The organism is Pseudomonas sp. CBS, from assembly GCF_024734645.1.
Taxonomy (GTDB): domain Bacteria; phylum Pseudomonadota; class Gammaproteobacteria; order Pseudomonadales; family Pseudomonadaceae; genus Aquipseudomonas.
In genome coordinates this window covers 2,555,081-2,572,455 of record NZ_CP102929.1, presented here as the reverse complement: position 1 = coordinate 2,572,455, position 17,375 = coordinate 2,555,081, and the positions used below count along the sequence as shown (strand labels likewise).

The 17,375-nt window shown below is 60.7% G+C and carries 18 protein-coding genes; 12 read left to right on the top strand and 6 right to left on the bottom strand.

The annotated features are described in order from the left end of the window. Positions 1–53: 53 nt before the first annotated feature. The 4 genes from NVB75_RS11470 to NVB75_RS11455 all read right to left on the bottom strand — a co-directional run bounded on the left by NVB75_RS11470 (position 54) and on the right by NVB75_RS11455 (position 2,741). A complete protein-coding gene (locus NVB75_RS11470) occupies positions 54–320 on the bottom strand; it encodes a hypothetical protein (RefSeq protein ID WP_017475797.1) in 267 nt (88 codons plus the stop codon). A gap of 48 nt (positions 321–368) precedes the next feature. Next, complete coding sequence (locus NVB75_RS11465; RefSeq protein WP_063027966.1) at positions 369–716, bottom strand: hypothetical protein; 348 nt, start codon at positions 714–716, stop codon at positions 369–371. An 85-nt stretch (positions 717–801) separates the two neighbouring features. Continuing rightward, positions 802–1,995 carry an MFS transporter gene (locus NVB75_RS11460; RefSeq protein WP_258347201.1) on the bottom strand — a complete coding sequence of 398 codons (1,194 nt, stop codon included), beginning with the start codon at positions 1,993–1,995 and terminating at the stop codon, positions 802–804. Between the two features lie 86 nt (positions 1,996–2,081). Next, the gene (locus NVB75_RS11455) at positions 2,082–2,741 is read right to left on the bottom strand and encodes an HD domain-containing protein (RefSeq protein WP_258347200.1); all 660 of its coding nucleotides are present in this window, start codon (positions 2,739–2,741) and stop codon (positions 2,082–2,084) included. A 112-nt stretch (positions 2,742–2,853) separates the two neighbouring features. Here NVB75_RS11455 and NVB75_RS11450 point away from each other — a divergent pair, with 112 nt between their 5' ends. The 6 genes from NVB75_RS11450 to NVB75_RS11425 all read left to right on the top strand — a co-directional run bounded on the left by NVB75_RS11450 (position 2,854) and on the right by NVB75_RS11425 (position 8,793). Next, entirely contained in the window at positions 2,854–3,333 is a 480-nt protein-coding gene (locus NVB75_RS11450; protein WP_004371239.1) for a GNAT family N-acetyltransferase, read from the top strand. Positions 3,334–3,482: 149 nt separating this feature from the next. Further along, on the top strand, positions 3,483–4,304 hold the full coding sequence (locus NVB75_RS11445) for an SDR family oxidoreductase (protein ID WP_258347199.1): 822 nt from the start codon (positions 3,483–3,485) through the stop codon (positions 4,302–4,304). A 31-nt stretch (positions 4,305–4,335) separates the two neighbouring features. Beyond that, positions 4,336–5,316 carry a substrate-binding domain-containing protein gene (locus NVB75_RS11440; protein ID WP_063027976.1) on the top strand — a complete coding sequence of 327 codons (981 nt, stop codon included), beginning with the start codon at positions 4,336–4,338 and terminating at the stop codon, positions 5,314–5,316. Next, positions 5,313–6,821, top strand: coding sequence for an L-arabinose ABC transporter ATP-binding protein AraG (gene araG, locus NVB75_RS11435; RefSeq protein WP_258347198.1), 1,509 nt, complete (start codon positions 5,313–5,315; stop codon positions 6,819–6,821). Before NVB75_RS11440 ends, araG begins: the two co-directional genes overlap by 4 nt. Positions 6,822–6,839: 18 nt before the next feature. Next, complete coding sequence (araH, locus tag NVB75_RS11430) at positions 6,840–7,805, top strand: L-arabinose ABC transporter permease AraH (RefSeq protein WP_026077769.1); 966 nt, start codon at positions 6,840–6,842, stop codon at positions 7,803–7,805. Between the two features lie 184 nt (positions 7,806–7,989). Next, positions 7,990–8,793: an IclR family transcriptional regulator gene (locus tag NVB75_RS11425; RefSeq protein ID WP_258347197.1), complete on the top strand. Its 804-nt coding sequence runs from the start codon at positions 7,990–7,992 to the stop codon at positions 8,791–8,793. Between the two features lie 137 nt (positions 8,794–8,930). On the opposite strand, the gene NVB75_RS11420 is transcribed toward NVB75_RS11425, so the two are convergent. Then, complete coding sequence (locus tag NVB75_RS11420) at positions 8,931–9,983, bottom strand: NAD(P)-dependent alcohol dehydrogenase (protein ID WP_258348583.1); 1,053 nt, start codon at positions 9,981–9,983, stop codon at positions 8,931–8,933. Between the two features lie 181 nt (positions 9,984–10,164). On the opposite strand from NVB75_RS11420, the gene NVB75_RS11415 reads away from it, so the two are divergent. Then, complete coding sequence (locus NVB75_RS11415; RefSeq protein ID WP_017475788.1) at positions 10,165–11,055, top strand: AraC family transcriptional regulator; 891 nt, start codon at positions 10,165–10,167, stop codon at positions 11,053–11,055. Positions 11,056–11,226: 171 nt separating this feature from the next. On the opposite strand, the gene NVB75_RS11410 is transcribed toward NVB75_RS11415, so the two are convergent. Then, on the bottom strand, positions 11,227–12,891 hold the full coding sequence (locus NVB75_RS11410; RefSeq protein ID WP_076015095.1) for an electron transfer flavoprotein-ubiquinone oxidoreductase: 1,665 nt from the start codon (positions 12,889–12,891) through the stop codon (positions 11,227–11,229). A 554-nt stretch (positions 12,892–13,445) separates the two neighbouring features. On the opposite strand from NVB75_RS11410, the gene NVB75_RS11405 reads away from it, so the two are divergent. The 5 genes from NVB75_RS11405 (at position 13,446) to NVB75_RS11385 (ending at position 17,207) form a co-directional block, all read left to right on the top strand. Then, on the top strand, positions 13,446–14,195 hold the full coding sequence (locus NVB75_RS11405) for an electron transfer flavoprotein subunit beta/FixA family protein (protein ID WP_004371224.1): 750 nt from the start codon (positions 13,446–13,448) through the stop codon (positions 14,193–14,195). Positions 14,196–14,197: 2 nt separating this feature from the next. Next, complete coding sequence (locus tag NVB75_RS11400) at positions 14,198–15,127, top strand: electron transfer flavoprotein subunit alpha/FixB family protein (protein ID WP_004371223.1); 930 nt, start codon at positions 14,198–14,200, stop codon at positions 15,125–15,127. Between the two features lie 83 nt (positions 15,128–15,210). Beyond that, positions 15,211–16,026, top strand: coding sequence for an ABC transporter substrate-binding protein (locus tag NVB75_RS11395; RefSeq protein ID WP_258347195.1), 816 nt, complete (start codon positions 15,211–15,213; stop codon positions 16,024–16,026). Positions 16,027–16,035: 9 nt separating this feature from the next. Further along, positions 16,036–16,398 carry a DUF4398 domain-containing protein gene (locus NVB75_RS11390; RefSeq protein WP_258347194.1) on the top strand — a complete coding sequence of 121 codons (363 nt, stop codon included), beginning with the start codon at positions 16,036–16,038 and terminating at the stop codon, positions 16,396–16,398. Further along, the gene (locus tag NVB75_RS11385) at positions 16,395–17,207 is read left to right on the top strand and encodes an OmpA family protein (RefSeq protein ID WP_258347193.1); all 813 of its coding nucleotides are present in this window, start codon (positions 16,395–16,397) and stop codon (positions 17,205–17,207) included. The genes NVB75_RS11390 and NVB75_RS11385 overlap by 4 nt, the downstream gene beginning before the upstream one ends. The last annotated feature ends 168 nt before the right edge of the window (positions 17,208–17,375 follow it).

The window sequence follows — 17,375 nt, the reverse complement described above, 5'->3', positions numbered from 1 at the left end:
GATACTCCTCCTGGTTCTGGCCCTTCGCGAAGGGCCAGGCCAGACAAAGTGCGTTACTGGCCCGCTTCGCTTTCTAGCTTGCGAGCCGCTTCCACGCCGGACGCGGTGAGCTTGATCGGCAGGTTCAGCGCGTGTTCCCCGGCATCGTTGCAGGTCACATGGCCTTCCTTGATCCACCCGCGGTCCTGCAAGGTGGCCAAGGCGCTGGCCACCACTTTTTCACCTCGGTAGTTGTCCAGCACTTCTTTGCCCAACCCACTGGGATGAGCGTGGAGCAGACGGGTGAGGACTTCTTTTTCAAGGTTGTGATCGACGTTCATGCATACCTCTTCACTGGGAAATGGTTGGGTGTTCGTCTTTCTTGCGGATTAAGGCGCTGGCTGTTTTGGCGCACCAGGGATGTTGGAGTCATCGCCTTTATTGATCGAAGGCGAAGTGGCGCCAGGGCCCATTTTGCCGTTAGGCACCGCACCGCTGTTGCGATTGGTGTCGTCGCCCTGGGTGCGTGGGTCTCTGCTGTTGTCGATGATGGCGCCGCCGTTGGTGTCCATGCCGGTGCCCATCGAGTCTTTCGACTCTTGAGTGGCCGGGTTGGGCGGGCTGCCGACAGGGTCGGTCGGGCCGGTGCTGGAACCTGTGGAGGCGGCAAAGCTGCTCAGTGAAACCGCAGACAGCAAACCAGTGAGGGCGAGGGCGGCAAATTTGGAAGTCGTCATGATGGTGTCTCCATATGATTAATGTCCTTACCTGATATTGGTCCGCCCCTGTTTGCGATTCGTGCCTCGATACCGACGAACGGTCTTAGGTCGCTTGTAAGATTTTGTGTGACGAGATTCGGCGCCAGATCAACCGCGCCACTGTGATCAGCCAATTGAGCAGCGCCACGGCCAGCACGCTCATCAACAGGGTCGGCATGCCGTATTCGACGATGACCTTGCCCGCCAGCAACGGGAAACCGAACACCCCGATAAAGTACGCCAGGCTGAACAACAGCAACGCCTGGGAGGTGGTGCCGGCGGGTGCCTCGTTGGCGGCCAAACCATTGATCACCGAATACGTCAGGCCATAACCGATGCCCAGGGTGACGGCCGCCAGCAAGTAGCTGTAGTTGCCACTGACCCTGAAGCCGAACAGGAAAATCGACACCAGCGTCAACCCGGACAACACACACGCCGCCCAATACGGATCACGCTTGACCACGATGCCGGCGATCAGCAGGCGGCTGGTAATCGCCGCACTCATGAAACCCAGGAAGAACAGCGAATAGTCCAGCCCGTGCAGCGCCGCGTAGCTGGTCTGGAAACTCGACAGCCCGCCAAACACGCAACCGCCGAGGCCCACCATGATGATCGCGAACACCGCTTTCGATGACAGCACCTGGCGCGTGGCCGACCAGGAAATCTTCGACACCGGCGCAGTGTGTTGACTGAGGGCGCGACCCAGCCGCCAGAAAATCAACACGCCCGCCAGGCTCGCCAGCGCCGCGATAAAAAATGCCGCCGTCAGCGAAAAATCCAGCGCACTTGCCGCCCGTCCCAGCAACGGCCCGGAGCCGATCCCGGTCATCATGCTGCCCGACAGCAGGGCGAAATATTTGGCCCGCTGTGCCGGCTCCACCAGCATCGCCACGATGATCGGCCCCAGCGTATAGAACACGCCCCAGCCCAACCCCAACGACAAGCCAAAAAGCATAAAGCCCTCGCCAAATCCCGGTGTCAGCGCAAAGCCCAGGCACGCCACCATCAGCAACAGGCCGAGCAGGGCGATCGATCTGGCGGCCCCCAACAGGTCGGCCAGATGCCCGGAAACCAGCACCGCCACAAAGGTGCTGAGCATCGCCATGGAGATCACGCTGCCGGCGTCGTGTTCGTTGCCGCCGCGGGAATGGATCAGCAGCGACAGCAAGAATGTCGAGCCATAGGACAGGGAAAGCAAATAGCTGGCGAGGCAGAAAAGGGCGAACAGTTTTCCGCCAACCGCAGGTGAGGCGTGCATGGAAGAGCCTTGCGTCTGTTGGATTTATGCCCAACTTTTTACCATGCACGGCACGTGGGATTGTTCTGTGGTTCGCGGTGCTTGCGTTAGCCCGCAGCGGAGTATGGCGTGCCGATTTCTTCGATGAACAGGTCCATGAAACCCTTCAACCGCTCATGGCGCGCCAGGGCCATGCGTTGCCCCGTCGGCGTCTGAAATCCGCCCGCCAGATGCAGCAGCTTGGTCTGGAAATGGTCGAGGCAGAAGCGCTTGTCGTCGTACTCGCGATGCTTAGCCGTTGGGTCTGCCGGGTCATACAGCCCGCTGCCCATGCGCCCGGCGATGTAAAACGTGCGGGCCACGCCGATCATGCCCAGGGAGTCCAGGCGGTCGGCATCCTGCATAATCTTTGCTTCAAGCGTCACCGGAGTAAGGCCCGCCGAAAAGCTGTGGGTCTCGATGGCATGCGTCACCGCTGCAATCGTCTCGGGCTGCCACGCCAGCCTCCGCAAAATTTCCCCAGCCTTGTCCGCCGCCAATGTTGAGGCCTTGGACCGCAACGGCGAATTCTTCTCTACCGCGACGCAGTCATGGAGCAGCACCGCTGCCAGCAGCACCTCAAGCTCGCCGCCTTCCTCGGCCTGGATCGAGCGCACGTTGTGCCACACCCGTTGCAAATGGGACAGGTCGTGGGCGCCGTCTTCCGAGGGCTCAAGGGCGTGAGGCAATAACGTCGCGGCGAGGTCGGTCAAGGGCGTGAAGGGCATGGGGATTCTCAAAGGTCGATAGCCTGCAGGTTAGCCGCGAATGAAATTGCACTGCAATCGGTCATTAAAGCGCCTTAGTATGTGTGCTCTCTTTCCCTGACAAGGCCTGCCCATGACCATCGAGATTCGCCCCGCCGTGCCCAGCGATGCTGCGCAGATCCTGACCTTTATCACCGAGCTGGCCGACTACGAAAAAGCCCGGCACGAAGTGATCGCCAGCGTGGTGGACATCGAGCGCAGCCTGTTCAGCGAAGGCGCCACCGCCCACGGCTTGATCTGCCTGCGGGACGGTTTGCCGATCGGCTTTGCGGTGTTCTTTTTCAGTTACTCCACCTGGCTCGGCAGCAACTGCCTGTACCTCGAAGACCTGTACATCAACCCTGAGCAACGCGGCGGCGGGGCGGGCAAGAAGTTGCTGCGCCACCTCGCGAAAATCGCCTGCGATAACGGCTGTGGGCGTTTCGAGTGGAGCGTGCTGGACTGGAACGAGCCGGCCATTGCGTTCTACAAATCCATCGGCGCCCAGCCCCAGGAAGAGTGGGTGCGCTACCGTATGGAAGGTGACGCGTTAAGGGATTTCGCGCAGGGTTAACGGCGCATAAACAACCGGCCATCGAGGCCGGTTTTTTTATACGTTTTCTCACTATATGGGATGATAATTTATATATTGAGATGTTTTGGTTTCTGGGTTTATAGTCTTGCGCATCAGCACTCACTACCAAAAACAAAACAGGTGAAGCGATGCAGGCACAACCGTTGTCCTTACCTCCGGTGCCCGAGCCGACTTACGGCGAGCGACTGAAGAACAAAGTCGTGGTCATTACCGGCGCCGCCCAAGGCATTGGCGAGGCCATCGTCGCTTGCTTCCAGGCCCAGCAGGCGCGCCTGGTAATCGGTGATATCCAGGGTGAGAAGGTCGAGAAAGTTGCGGCCCACTGGCGCGAACGCGGCGCCGAGATCTACGCGCAAGCCGTCGACATCACGTCCAAGGATCAGTGGCGCGCCTTGGTGGACGTGGCCATCGAACGCTTTGGCCGGGTGGATGTGCTGGTCAACTGCGCCGGCGTCAACGTGTTCCGCGACCCGCTGGAAATGACCGACGAAGACTGGCGCCGCTGTTTCGCCATCGACCTCGACGGCGCCTGGTACGGCTGCCGCACTGTGTTGCCGCACATGATCGAGCAGGGCATCGGCAACATCATCAACATCGCCTCCACCCATTCCAGCCACATCATTCCCGGTTGCTTCCCGTACCCGGTGGCCAAGCACGGCCTGCTGGGGCTGACCCGCGCACTGGGCATCGAATACGCGCCCAAGGGCATCCGCGTAAATGCCATCGCACCGGGCTATATCGAAACCCAACTCAACGTCGATTACTGGAACGGCTTTGCCGACCCCCACGCCGAGCGTCAGCGTGCCTTCGACCTGCACCCGCCCAAGCGCATCGGCCAGCCGATTGAAGTGGCGATGACGGCACTGTTTCTTGCGACCGATGAGGCGCCCTTTATCAATGCCACCTGCCTGATGATCGATGGCGGGCGGTCGGTGATGTACCACGATTAACACGTTTCCAAATAACAAGAAGAGGTGGTTCATGCTCAAGAAGACACTAGGCACCCTTGCACTCACGATGGCGCTCAGCGGCCTGGCCTCTGCCGAAGAAGTAAAGATCGGCTTTCTGGTCAAGCAGGCGGAAGAGCCTTGGTTCCAGACCGAATGGGCGTTCGCTGAAAAAGCCGGCAAGGACCATGGTTTCACCGTGATCAAGATCGCCGTGCCCGACGGCGAGAAAACCCTTTCCGCCATCGACACCCTCGCTGCCAACGGCGCCAAGGGCTTCGTCATCTGCCCGCCGGACGTGTCCCTGGGCCCGGCGATCATGGCCAAGGCCAAGCTGAATAACCTGAAAGTGCTGGCGGTGGACGACCGCTTCGTCGACGCCAAGGGCAAGCCCATGGAAGACGTGCCTTACGTCGGCCTGGACGCCTACAAAATCGGCCAGAAACAAGGCGAAGCCATGGCCACCGAAGCCAAGCATCGCAACTGGGACTGGAAGGACACCTACGCCGTCATCAATACGTTTGACGAGCTGGAGACCGGCAAGAAACGCACCGACGGTTCGGTAGAAGGCCTCAAGGCCGCCGGCCTGCCGGTTGACCACATCTTGTTTACCGCACAGAAAACCCTCGACGTGCCGGGCGCCATGGACTCCACCAACTCGGCCCTGGTGAAACTGCCCAGCGGCGCGAAAAACCTGCTGATTGGCGGCATGAACGACAGCACCGTACTGGGCGGCGTACGCGCCACCGAAAGCGCCGGCTTCAAGGCGCCGAATGTCATCGGCGTGGGCATCAACGGCACCGACGCCATCGAAGAGCTGAAAAAATCCGACACCGGTTTCTACGGCTCGATGCTGCTCAGCCCCGATGCGTCCGGCTACAAAACCGCTACCGCGATGTTCGAGTGGGTGACCAAAGGCACCGAGCCGGCCAAGTTCACCGCCCTGGATAACGTGACCCTGATCACCCGCGCCAACTTCAAGGAAGAGTTGAGCAAGATCGGTCTGTGGAAATGAACAGCGCCGCCGCAGAGAGCCTGCGCTTCAACGGCATCGGCAAGGAGTTTCCCGGGGTGAAGGCCCTGGCGCAGATCAGCTTTGAAGCGCGGCCCCACTCGGTGCATGCGTTGATGGGCGAGAACGGCGCGGGCAAGTCGACCTTGCTGAAAATCCTTGGCGGTTTTTATCCGCCTAACAGCGGCAGTTTGCAGTTGGGCGAACGCAGCGTGAGTTTCAAATCGGCGGCCGACAGCATCGCCAGCGGCATCGCGGTGATTCACCAGGAGCTGCAACTGGTGCCGGAAATGACCGTCGCCGAGAACCTGTTGCTGGGGCATATGCCGTCGCGCTTTGGCGTGGTCAATCGCGGCGCGATGGTGCGCAAGGCGCGGGAGCTGCTCAAGGGCCTGGCGGATGAAATCGATCCGAACATGCGCCTGGGCAGCCTGTCCCTCGGCCAGCGGCAACTGGTGGAAATCGCCAAGGCCATGTCGCGCAATGCCCATGTGATTGCGTTCGATGAGCCCACCAGCAGCCTCTCGGCCCGTGAGATCGAGCGGCTGATGGTGATCATCGCCCGGCTGCGGGATGAAGGCCGGGTGATCCTCTACGTGTCGCACCGCATGGAAGAAGTGTTCAGGATTTGCGATGCGGTCACGGTGTTCAAGGACGGGCGCTTCGTGCGCACCTTCGAGGACATGGCGCAGTTGAACGTCGACCAGTTGGTCAACTGCATGGTCGGGCGCGATATCCAGGACATCTATGACTACAGGCCGCGTGAGCACTCCGGTGAAGCGCTGCGAGTCGAAGGTTTGCTCGGGCCAGGCTTGCAGGAGCCGGTGAGTCTGCAGGTAAGCAAGGGCGAGATTCTTGGGCTGTTTGGCCTGGTCGGGGCAGGGCGTACCGAGTTGTTGCGCCTGCTCGCCGGGCTGTCGCGCAGTACCCAGGGTGCACTGGTGCTGCATGGCCAGGCGCAGGCGTTCAAGACGCCACGGGATGCGATTGCGGCGGGCGTGTTGCTCTGCCCCGAGGACCGCAAGAAGGAAGGCATCGTGCCCCGCGCCAGTGTCGCGGAGAACATCAATATCAGTGCGCGGCGCGACCATGCGCGCTTCGGCTGGCTGATCCAGGGCGGCTGGGAACGCACCAACGCCCAGCGGCAGATCAGCGCGTTGAACGTGCGCACGCCGTCTGCCGACCAACCGATTTTGTTCCTGTCGGGCGGCAATCAACAGAAGGCGATTCTCGGTCGCTGGCTGTCGATGCCGATGAAAGTGTTGCTGCTGGACGAGCCGACGCGCGGCATTGATATCGGTGCCAAGTCGGAGATCTACCAGATCATCCACAACCTGGCGGCCAGTGGCATTGCGGTGATTGTGGTGTCCAGCGACCTGATGGAAGTGATGGGCATCTCCGACCGCATCCTGGTGATGAGCGAAGGCGCCCTGACCGGCGAATTGACCCGCGATCAAGCGGACGAAGCACGACTGCTGCAACTGGCTCTTCCGCGTACGCGGGACTGAAGAATACGAGGGGTAGGTATGTCACAGGTAAAAACTGCAAGAAGCTTCTGGCCGGGGTTCAACCAGCGCAAGTTTCTTGATGATTGGGTCATGCTGCTGGCGGCCTTGAGCATCTTTGTGCTCAGCGCCATTTTCATCGACAACTTCCTCTCGCCGCTGAACATGCGCGGCCTGGGGCTGGCGATTTCCACCGTGGGCATTGCAGCCTGCACCATGCTGTTTTGCCTGGCGTCCGGGCACTTCGACTTGTCGGTGGGCTCGGTGATCGCCTGTTCGGGCGTGGTGGCGGGGATCGTGATTCGCGACACCGACAGCGTGTTCTTCGGCGTGTCGGCGGCGTTGGCCATGGGCCTGGTGGTGGGGCTGATCAACGGCATCGTGATCGCCAAGCTGCGGATCAATGCATTGATCACGACGCTGGCGACGATGCAGATCGTGCGTGGGCTGGCGTATATCTTTTCCAACGGCAAGGCGGTGGGCGTGATGGACGAAAACTTCTTCGTCTTTGGTAACGGCCAGCTGTTTGGCGTGCCGGTGCCGATCATCATCACCGTGCTGTGCTTTGTGTTTTTTGGCTGGCTGCTGAACTACACCACCTACGGGCGCAACACCATGGCCATCGGCGGCAACCAGGAAGCGGCGCTGTTGGCCGGGGTGAATGTCGACCGCACCAAGATCATCATCTTTGCCGTGCACGGGGTAATCGGTGCGTTGGCCGGGGTGATCCTGGCGTCGCGGATGACCTCGGGGCAACCGATGATTGGCCAGGGGTTCGAGTTGACGGTGATCTCGGCGTGCGTACTGGGCGGGGTGTCGCTGAGCGGCGGGATCGGGATGATCCGGCATGTGATTGCCGGGGTGCTGATTCTGGCGATCATCGAGAACGCGATGAACCTGAAGAACATCGACACCTTCTACCAATACGTGATTCGCGGCTCGATCCTGCTGTTGGCGGTGATTATCGACCGCATGAAGCAACGATAAAAAGGGCGCCACAAGACTAATGTGGGAGCGGGCTTGCTCGCGAAAGCGGTGTGTCAGTCAGCTATGCACTCACTGGAAAACCGCATTCGCGAGCAAGCCCGCTCCCACATGTTGATCTCCTCTGTTTTGCTGGTCCGCATTTGCCATAATGCTCGCCGTTTTCGTACTTCCCAATAGGCCCGATATGCAGGAAAACGCCCACACTCCCGTCAAAGACGCCGCCCCCACCGGCACTCAAACCCTGCTTCGTGGCCTGGGCGTGGTGCAGGCGGTGGCGGCCGGTGCGCGGGATCTGAAGGAAATCGCCAAGCGCATCGGCACCACCCGCAGCACCACTCACCGCCTGGCCAGTTGCCTGGTGGAAGAGCGCTACCTGCGTGTGGTGCCGCAAGTCGGCTACCTGCTGGGTCCCAAGTTGATCGAGTTGGGTTTTCAGGCGCGCGAGGAATTGCCGCTGGTGAGTCTGGCGGTGCCGTACCTGGATGAGTTGTCGGCGCTCACCGGCGACACCATCCATCTGGCGATCCGCGAATACGACGACGTGCTGTATCTGCACAAGAACCCTGGTCGCAACGGCCCGGAAATGCGCTCGCGCGTCGGCCATCGCATGCCGCTGGCGCGCACCGGGATCGGCAAGGCGTTGTTGCTGGATGACACGGTGGAAGAGTGGCAGCGCCTGTATCAGGTCAGCCTGCCCACGGGCGGGAAAAACTTGCAGTGGCCGCAGCACCCCGAGCAATCCTGGGCGCAGTTTGAACAGCGCATGCAGGAATACGTGGCGGGCGGTTATGCGTTTGATCTGGAAGACAACGAACCGTCGATCCGTTGTGTCGCGGCACCGGTGCGCGATGCCAGCCGGCGAATCGTCGCCGGCATCAGCATCGCCAGTACCGTGCCCTACATGCCGCTGGAGAAAATGGCCGAGCTGATCCCTGTGATCAAACAGGTCGCAGCGCGGCTGTCAGCGGAGTTGGGCGCGAAGGCCTGATAGCCGTGATTGTTCCCGCGCTCCGCGTGGGAATGCCGCTTCGGACGCTCCGCGTCCAGCAGGACTTGAGCCCTGCGTAACGGTGACGCAGAGCGTCACGGCATGCGTTCCCACGCAGAGCGTGGGAACGATCTTGGTCAGGCCTTCAGGGTCGCCATGTCGATCACGAAGCGGTACTTCACATCCCCGGCAATCATGCGGGTGTAGGCTTCGTTGATCTGGCGGATGTCGAGCATTTCGATGTCGCAGGTGATGCCGTGCTCGGCACAGAAATCCAGGACTTCCTGGGTTTCGGCAATCCCACCGATCAACGAACCGGCCAGCACCTTGCGGCCCATCACCAGCTTGGCGGCATTGACGGGCGGGTCGACCGGCTCGATCAAACCTACCAGGATGTGCACGCCGTCAAAGCGCAGCACATCGAGGTAGGGGTTCAAGTCGTGCTGCACCGGAATGGTGTCCAGCAGGAAGTCGAAATGCCCAGCAGCGGCTTTCATCTGTTCAGCATCGGTGGACACGATCACGTGATCGGCACCCTGGCGACGGCCTTCTTCAGCCTTGCTCGCGGAGCGGGTGAACAACGTCACTTCCGCGCCCATGGCCTTGGCGAACTTGATGCCCATATGGCCCAAACCGCCCATGCCCAGAACACCCACTTTGTCGCCAGCCTTCACGCCATAGTGCTTGAGTGGCGAGTAGGTGGTGATGCCGGCGCAGAGGATCGGCGCGGCGCTGGCCAGGTCGAGCTTGGCCGGGATCTTCACCACGAAGTGCTCGCTGACCACGATGCTGTCGGAGTAGCCGCCCATGGTGTTGCTGCCATCGACCCGGTCTGGCGTGGCGTAGGTCATGGTCGGGCCTTCGAGGCAGTATTGCTCGAGGTCGGCGTGGCAGGCGTTGCATTGGCGGCATGAGTCGACCATGCAGCCAACACCCACCAGGTCGCCGACTTTATGCGCAGTGACGCTGGCGCCGACGGCGGTGACTTTGCCGACGATCTCGTGGCCCGGCATCAGCGGGTACACGGCAATGCCCCATTCGTTGCGTGCCTGGTGGATGTCGGAGTGGCAGACGCCGCAGTAGAGGATTTCAATCGCCACGTCATCGGCGCGCGGGCTGCGGCGTTCGAAGGACATGGGGGCGAGGGGAGTGGTGGCCGATTGAGCGGCATAACCGATGGCGGTATACATGGAGAAACCTCGCAGGTGCAGTGACAGGTGAGGTGGCGCATTCTCCGCGCCGAGGCCTGGGGCGGCCATGGCGATTGCTCCGAGTCTCATGCCTATTCGTCCGGGAGTGCCCCTGGATTGGATCACTGTGGCGCCAGACCTGCGATGATGGTGTCATCCCCTTTTTCGCGAAGTTTTTGCCATGTTGTTGACCCGCCATGTCGACGCCAATGCCGCGTTGGTTGCCCTGATCGAACCCCTGACACCCCGTGATGGTTTTTCCCCCACGAACCTGCCCGGCGTGCAGGTATTACGCGCCAGTTGCGATGTGGCGCGCGGCCCGCAGATTTATGAGCCGAGCCTGATGATCGTCGCCCAGGGCAGCAAGGTCGCGTATCTGGGCCCGCGAACCCTGGAGTACGGTGCCGGGCATTACCTGATCCAGGCGATGCCGGTGCCGTTCGAATGCGAGACCTTTGCCATGCCCAATGCGCCGCTGTTGGGGGTGACGGTGGGCATTGATCGGGTGGTGCTGGGTGAGTTGGTGATGGCGATGGGGATCCAGTCCGGGCCACCGCCGGCAGCCCAGACGTTGGAGTCCATGAGTTCAGTGGTGCTGGATGACGCCATGCGTGGCTGTGTCGAACGGCTGTTGCAGTGCCTGCACGATCCGCTGGAGAGTCGGATCATGGGCCCGGCGCGGGTTCGGGAATTGTTGTTCACCGCGTTGCGCGGGCCACAGGCGGATGTGTTGCGCGCGCTGGTGGAGCAGCAGGGGCAGTTTTCCCGAGTGGCGACCTCGTTGAATCACCTGCATGCCCATTACGCCGAGCCGCTGAATATCGAGACCTTGGCGGGTTATGCGCACATGAGCGCGTCGACCTTCCACGAACACTTCAAGCGCTGCACGCTGTTGTCGCCGGTGCAGTACCTCAAGCGGTTGCGGTTGCTCAAGGCGCAGCAGTTGCTGTTGGTGGAGGGCATGAGCGTGGCGCAGGCGGCCCACAGTGTGGGCTATCAGAGTACGTCGCAGTTCAGCCGGGAGTACAAGCGCTACTTCGAGCGCAGCCCCGGTGATGAGCGGGCGGCATAACTCTTGTTGATTCCCGTAGCAGCTGTCGAGCCTTAGCGAGGCTGCGTCAGCCGCGACGCGGTTCCAGATCAGTGGCGCGCCCGACGCAGCCTCGCTGGGGCTCGACAGCTGCTACGAACAATGGGCTACAAAAAAGGCCCCCATTTGGGGGCCTTCTGTTCAAGCAGCGGATTACATATTCGGGTAAGTCGGCCCACCCGCACCTTCCGGCGTCACCCACGTAATGTTCTGCGAAGGGTCCTTGATGTCACAGGTCTTGCAGTGCACGCAGTTCTGGGCGTTGATCTGGAAGCGCTTCTCGCCGTCTTCCTTGGTGATCACTTCATACACGCCGGCCGGGCAGTAGCGCTGAGCCGGTTCATCGTAGAGCGGCAAGTTGGTGCCGATCGGGATGCTCGGGTCTTTCAGCTTCAAGTGGCACGGCTGTTCTTCTTCGTGGTTGGTACCGGAGATGAACACCGAGCTCAGCTTGTCGAAGCTCAGCTTGCCGTCGGGTTTCGGGTAGTCGATTTTCTTGCTGTCCTTGGCCAGCTTGAGGCAGGCGTAGTCCGGCTTGGTGTCGTGCAGGGTGAACGGCATTTTGCCGCCGAGGATGTTCTGGTCGAACCAGTTGAAGCCGGCACCCAGGATCGGGCCGAACTTGTGCATCGCCGGGCCGAAGTTGCGGCTGGCGAACAGTTCTTCGTAGAGCCAGCTGTTCTTGAAGCTGTCGACGTAGTTGGTCAGCTCGTCGCCGCCTTCGGATTCGGCGAACAGGCGCTCGGCCACCGCGTCAGCGGCGAGCATGCCGGACTTCATGGCGGTGTGGCTGCCCTTGATCTTGGCCACGTTCATGGTGCCCAGGTCGCAGCCGATCAATGCGCCACCCTTGAATACCATTTTAGGCAGCGAGTTGATGCCACCTTTGGCCAGCGCGCGGGCACCGTAGCTGATGCGTTTGCCGCCTTCCAGGTACTGGGCCAGCACCGGGTGATGCTTGAGGCGCTGGAACTCGTCGAACGGCGACAGGAAAGTGTTGCTGTAGGACAGGTCGACGATCAAACCCACTACAACCTGGTTGTTTTCCAGGTGATAGAGGAACGAGCCGCCGGTGTTCTCGTTGCTCATGATGTCCAGCGGCCAACCGGCGGTGTGCACCACCAGGCCTGGCTGATGTTTGGCCGGGTCGATTTCCCAGATTTCTTTCAGACCGATGCCGTAGTGCTGGGCGTCGGCGTCGCTGTCCAGGTTGAAGCGCTGGATCAGTTGCTTGCCGATGTGCCCACGGCAACCTTCGGCGAACAGCGTGTACTTGCCACGCAGTTCCATGCCCGGGGTGTAGACGCCTTCTTTTGGCTGGCCTTCACGGTCGACGCCTAGGTCACCGGTGATGATCCCGCGCACCACGCCGTTTTCGTCGAACAGTGCTTCCTGGGCGGCGAAGCCCGGGTAGACTTCCACCCCCAGGTTCTCGGCCTGCTGGGCGAGCCAGCGGCACAGGTTGCCCAGGGAGATAATGTAGTTGCCTTCGTTGTGCATGGTCTTGGGCACAAAGAAGTCAGGCACCTTGGTGGCCGCTTCGCTGGAGCGCAGTACATAGATGTCATCACGCACAACAGGGGTGTTGAGCGGTGCACCGAGTTCTTTCCAGTCCGGGAACAATTCGTTCAGCGCACGGGGTTCAAACACGGCACCGGACAGGATGTGAGCGCCGACTTCGGAGCCTTTTTCGACCACGCAGACGCTGATTTCCTTACCGGCTTCGGCGGCCTTCTGCTTCAATCGGCAGGCGGCAGACAGGCCTGCCGGGCCAGCGCCGACGATGACCACGTCGAATTCCATGTATTCGCGTTCCACAGGCTATCTCCTACTCAAGGCTCAACGGCTTTTTTTTCTAATGGGTGGAGGTTCGGTAATCCGTCCCACAATGCCTGCACAAATCTCATGCAAGGGGCAGGGGACGACCCACCTTTCTCTCTAGGTGGCGCATTATATCTACACCACTCGCAGCGTCCAATACAAACGTTTGTTTGAATTGCCCGCAAGCTAGGTAAATCAAAGCAACGCGGCTTATAACTGACCATTTTGCCGTATTGACCGGAATAGGCGTTCCGGTCAATATACGGTCGGTTTTGCGCATCCCGTAGGCAGACTGTGGGTTTCAAGGCCACCTCGAAAGACAGGCTGAAGGCAAATAAGGGTGACGCGCGAGCCACGATGGCGCGCAGTTTACACGCCACGATAATGAATGACCTCTCAGTCACCGCTGACGAACGGTCATCACTCCCGTGAGCAAGGTCCCCCGCCGACGATTGCCGGTGTTTTTGGAGGTGCCCTTGTGTGCCGATGAGCATCAAACCGCCAGGTTCGCCTAGGCGACTTTCTTTTCACCGGAGAGTAACGAGGAATCCATGAAGGTTCTTGTAGCTGTCAAACGCGTTGTCGATTACAACGTGAAAGTTCGCGTCAAGGCGGACAATTCCGGCGTCGACCTCGCTAACGTCAAGATGTCGATGAACCCTTTCTGCGAAATCGCCGTGGAAGAAGCCGTACGCCTGAAAGAGAAAGGCGTTGCGACTGAAATCGTCGTCGTTTCCATCGGTCCGACCACTGCTCAAGAGCAGCTGCGTACCGCCCTGGCGCTGGGTGCCGATCGCGCCATCCTCGTCGAATCCGCTGAAGAGCTGACTTCCCTGGCCGTTGCCAAGTTGTTGAAAGCTGTTGTCGACAAGGAACAGCCATCGCTGGTGATCCTCGGCAAACAAGCCATCGACAGCGATAACAACCAGACTGGCCAGATGCTGGCTGCACTGACCGGTTACGGCCAGGGCACCTTCGCCTCGAAAGTCGAAGTGAGCGGCGACAAGGTTGCCGTGACCCGCGAAATCGACGGCGGCGCGCAAACCGTTTCCCTGAAACTGCCCGCCATCGTCACCACCGACCTGCGTTTGAACGAGCCGCGCTACGCGTCCCTGCCAAACATCATGAAAGCCAAGAAGAAGCCTCTCGAAGTGCTGACTCCGGACGCTTTGGGCGTTTCCACCGCCTCCACCAACAAGACCGTCAAAGTCGAAGCGCCGGCTGCACGCAGCGCGGGCATCAAGGTCAAGTCGGTGGCTGAACTGGTCGAGAAACTGAAAAACGAAGCGAAGGTAATCTAACCATGACTATCTTGGTAATCGCAGAACACGACAACAAGGTTGTGGCCCCGGCCACCCTGAACACTGTTGCCGCCGCCGCCAAAATCGGTGGTGATATCCACGTGCTGGTCGCCGGCCAAAACGTTGGCGCCGTGGCTGAAGCCGCTGCAAAAATCGCTGGCGTGAGCAAAGTACTGGTTGCCGACAACGCAGCCTACGCTCACCAATTGCCGGAAAACGTTGCCCCGCTGGTTGCAGAGCTGGGCGCTGGCTACAGCCACATCCTGGCTGCCGCCACTTCCAACGGCAAAAACATCCTGCCGCGCGTTGCCGCGCAGCTGGACGTTGACCAGATCTCCGAGATCGTTTCGGTTGAAAGCGCCGACACCTTCAAGCGTCCGATCTACGCCGGTAACGCCATCGCTACCGTGCAGTCCACTGCCTCGGTAAAAGTCATCACCGTGCGTGCCACCGGTTTCGACCCGGTTGCTGCTGAAGGTGGTTCGGCTGCGGTTGAAGCTGTGGCTGCTGCTCACGACGCTGGCACTTCCAGCTTTGTTGGCGAAGAACTGGCCAAGTCCGATCGTCCGGAACTGACCGCTGCCAAGATCGTCGTTTCCGGCGGTCGTGGCATGCAGAACGGTGACAACTTCAAGCACCTGTACGCCCTGGCTGACAAGCTGGGCGCTGCGGTCGGCGCTTCCCGCGCTGCCGTCGACGCAGGTTTTGTACCGAACGACATGCAGGTCGGCCAGACCGGCAAAATCGTGGCGCCACAGCTGTACATCGCCGTCGGTATCTCCGGCGCAATCCAGCATTTGGCCGGTATGAAAGACTCCAAGGTGATCGTTGCGATCAACAAGGACGAAGAAGCGCCGATCTTCCAGGTGGCTGATTACGGCCTGGTGGCGGACTTGTTCGAAGCCGTACCCGAGTTGGAGAAGCTGGTCTAATCCAGCCGCTTCACTTATAAAGAGCCCGGTCTTTTGACCGGGCTTTTTTTTGCCCGGTAATTTTTGAATGGGAGAACCCTGCCATGGAATTGCGTTCCTGGACTGTACTGCTGGCCCTGTCACTGCTGCCGGCGGTGTCTCTGGCGGCTGGCAAATGTGATCGCCTGGTGATCACCGGCAGCCCGGACGCACCGCCTTATCTGTGGCGTGATCCCCAGGACCCCACGCACTTGATCGGCGCCACCGCCGACATGTTGCAGCAAGTCGCCAAAGATATTGGGGTGAAAATCGACCTGCTGTACGGCGGCAAGCGCTCCGTGGCCCTGGACGAAGTGCGCAGTGGGCGCATGGACATCCTCGCCGACGCGCCATTGACCCTCGACGCCCTGGACGCCCTCGATTACATCCACCCGGCATTGGTGCAAACCGATTACCTGGTCTGGACCCGCAAGGATTCGACCTTGGCCTACCACCAGCCCAGCGACCTGCATGGCCACAAGGGCGCGGTGTCGGAAAGGGCACGCCTGAGCCGCGACTTTGAAACCTTGGCCGCCGAGCAACTGACCTTGCAACGCTTGCCCAGCCTGACCCCGGCGTTCCAGAAGCTGCTGCTGGGGGAAGTGGACTACGTACTCGCCGGACGTTACTCCGGCATGGCCATGGCCCAGACCCTGGGCATGAGCAACGACCTGGTGGCGCGGGAAATACCCATCGACCAACCGGGCCTGTACCTGGCCATTTCCCACAACTCCGCCTGCAACGATCCGTGGTTGCGCGGACAGCTCGCCAAAAAGATGACAGAATTGCCCGCGTCCGGTCTGGCGGAAACCGCGCTGCAGCGCAATCTCGAGCGCTGGAAAGCGCAGTTGCAGCAACCCGTCGGCACCCCAACAAAGTAGGGATTTTCAGTGACTATTCGACCTCTTTTCGCGGCCCTCGCCGTTGTAGCTCTGGCGGGATGTGCAGCCGATCCTGCGCCGAATGAACAAATGCGCCTGACCCAGCAAGCCCTGGAGCAAGCCAACGCCGTGGGCGCCGTGGCCGATGACTCGCCCGAGCTGAAGCTGGCTGAAGACAAATTCACCCAGGCCAAGGCCGACATGGCCGATGAATCCTACAAGGACGCCCGCATGCAGGCTGAAGAAGCCGAGCTGGACGCCCGCCTGGCGGAAGCGCGGGTGCTGACCCGCAAAAGTCAGGAGCAACTGAACGTGCTCAACACCCGTATCACCCGCCTGCGCAAGCAGTTGCAGTTGGGAGACGCCCAATGAGCCCGTTGATTCGTGGGTTGAGCTGTGTGGTGTTGCTGGGCAGTGCGCTCGGTGGTTGTGCGACGCACCCCGACAGTAACCTCGCCTTGCAACAGGCCAGCACTGACTTCCAGAAGGTCAAGGAAGACTCGAACGTGCTGCGTATCGCGCCCAAGGACGTGATTCGCGCCGGTGAGTCCCTGGCCCGTGCCGACCGGTTCTCCAGCTTCTGGGGCAGCGGCGCCGATGTGGCGCACTACGCCTACCTGAGCCAGCGCTACAGCGCGATTGCCCGGGAACACACCGAGCAGGCACTCAATCAGGAGCGCGGGGTCAAGCTGGAGCTGGAGCGCCAGCGCCTGCAACTGGCCCTGCGTGAAGCCAAGCTGGCCAGCGTGCAGCAACAGGGCAAATGGATTGAGGCGCAGATTTCCAGCCTGACCACCGTCCAGCCTGATCGTGGGCTGGTGATGACACTGGGTGACGTGCTGTTCGACACTGGCGAGGCCGAGCTGCAAAACTCGGCCAACCGCACGGTGCTCAAAGTCGTACAGTTCCTGCAGTTGAACCCCAAGCGCGTGGTGCGTATCGAGGGTTACACCGACAATACCGGTGGCGAGCAGGAAAACCTCAAACTGTCCCGGGACCGCGCCCAAGCGGTGGCGGATGTGCTGAGCGACCTGGGTATCGATGAAAAACGCATCCAGGTCGAAGGCTACGGCGACCAGTACCCGGTTGACGTCAACGCTTCGGAGCGTGGCCGGGCGCAGAACCGCCGGGTAGAGATTGTGTTCTCCGACGAGAAAGGCCAACTGGGCGCTGCTCGCTAAACCTGTTGTTTAAGATGGAGGGGTGATTCCTGTAGGAGCTGTCGAGCCCCAGCGAGGCTGCGATAGGATCGCCTCGGTGGACCTGCGAGACCGCAGCGCCTGCATCGCCGCCTCGCTAAAGCTCAACAGCTCCCACAAAAGCCCGATCAGTGATCGGGCTTTTTTACA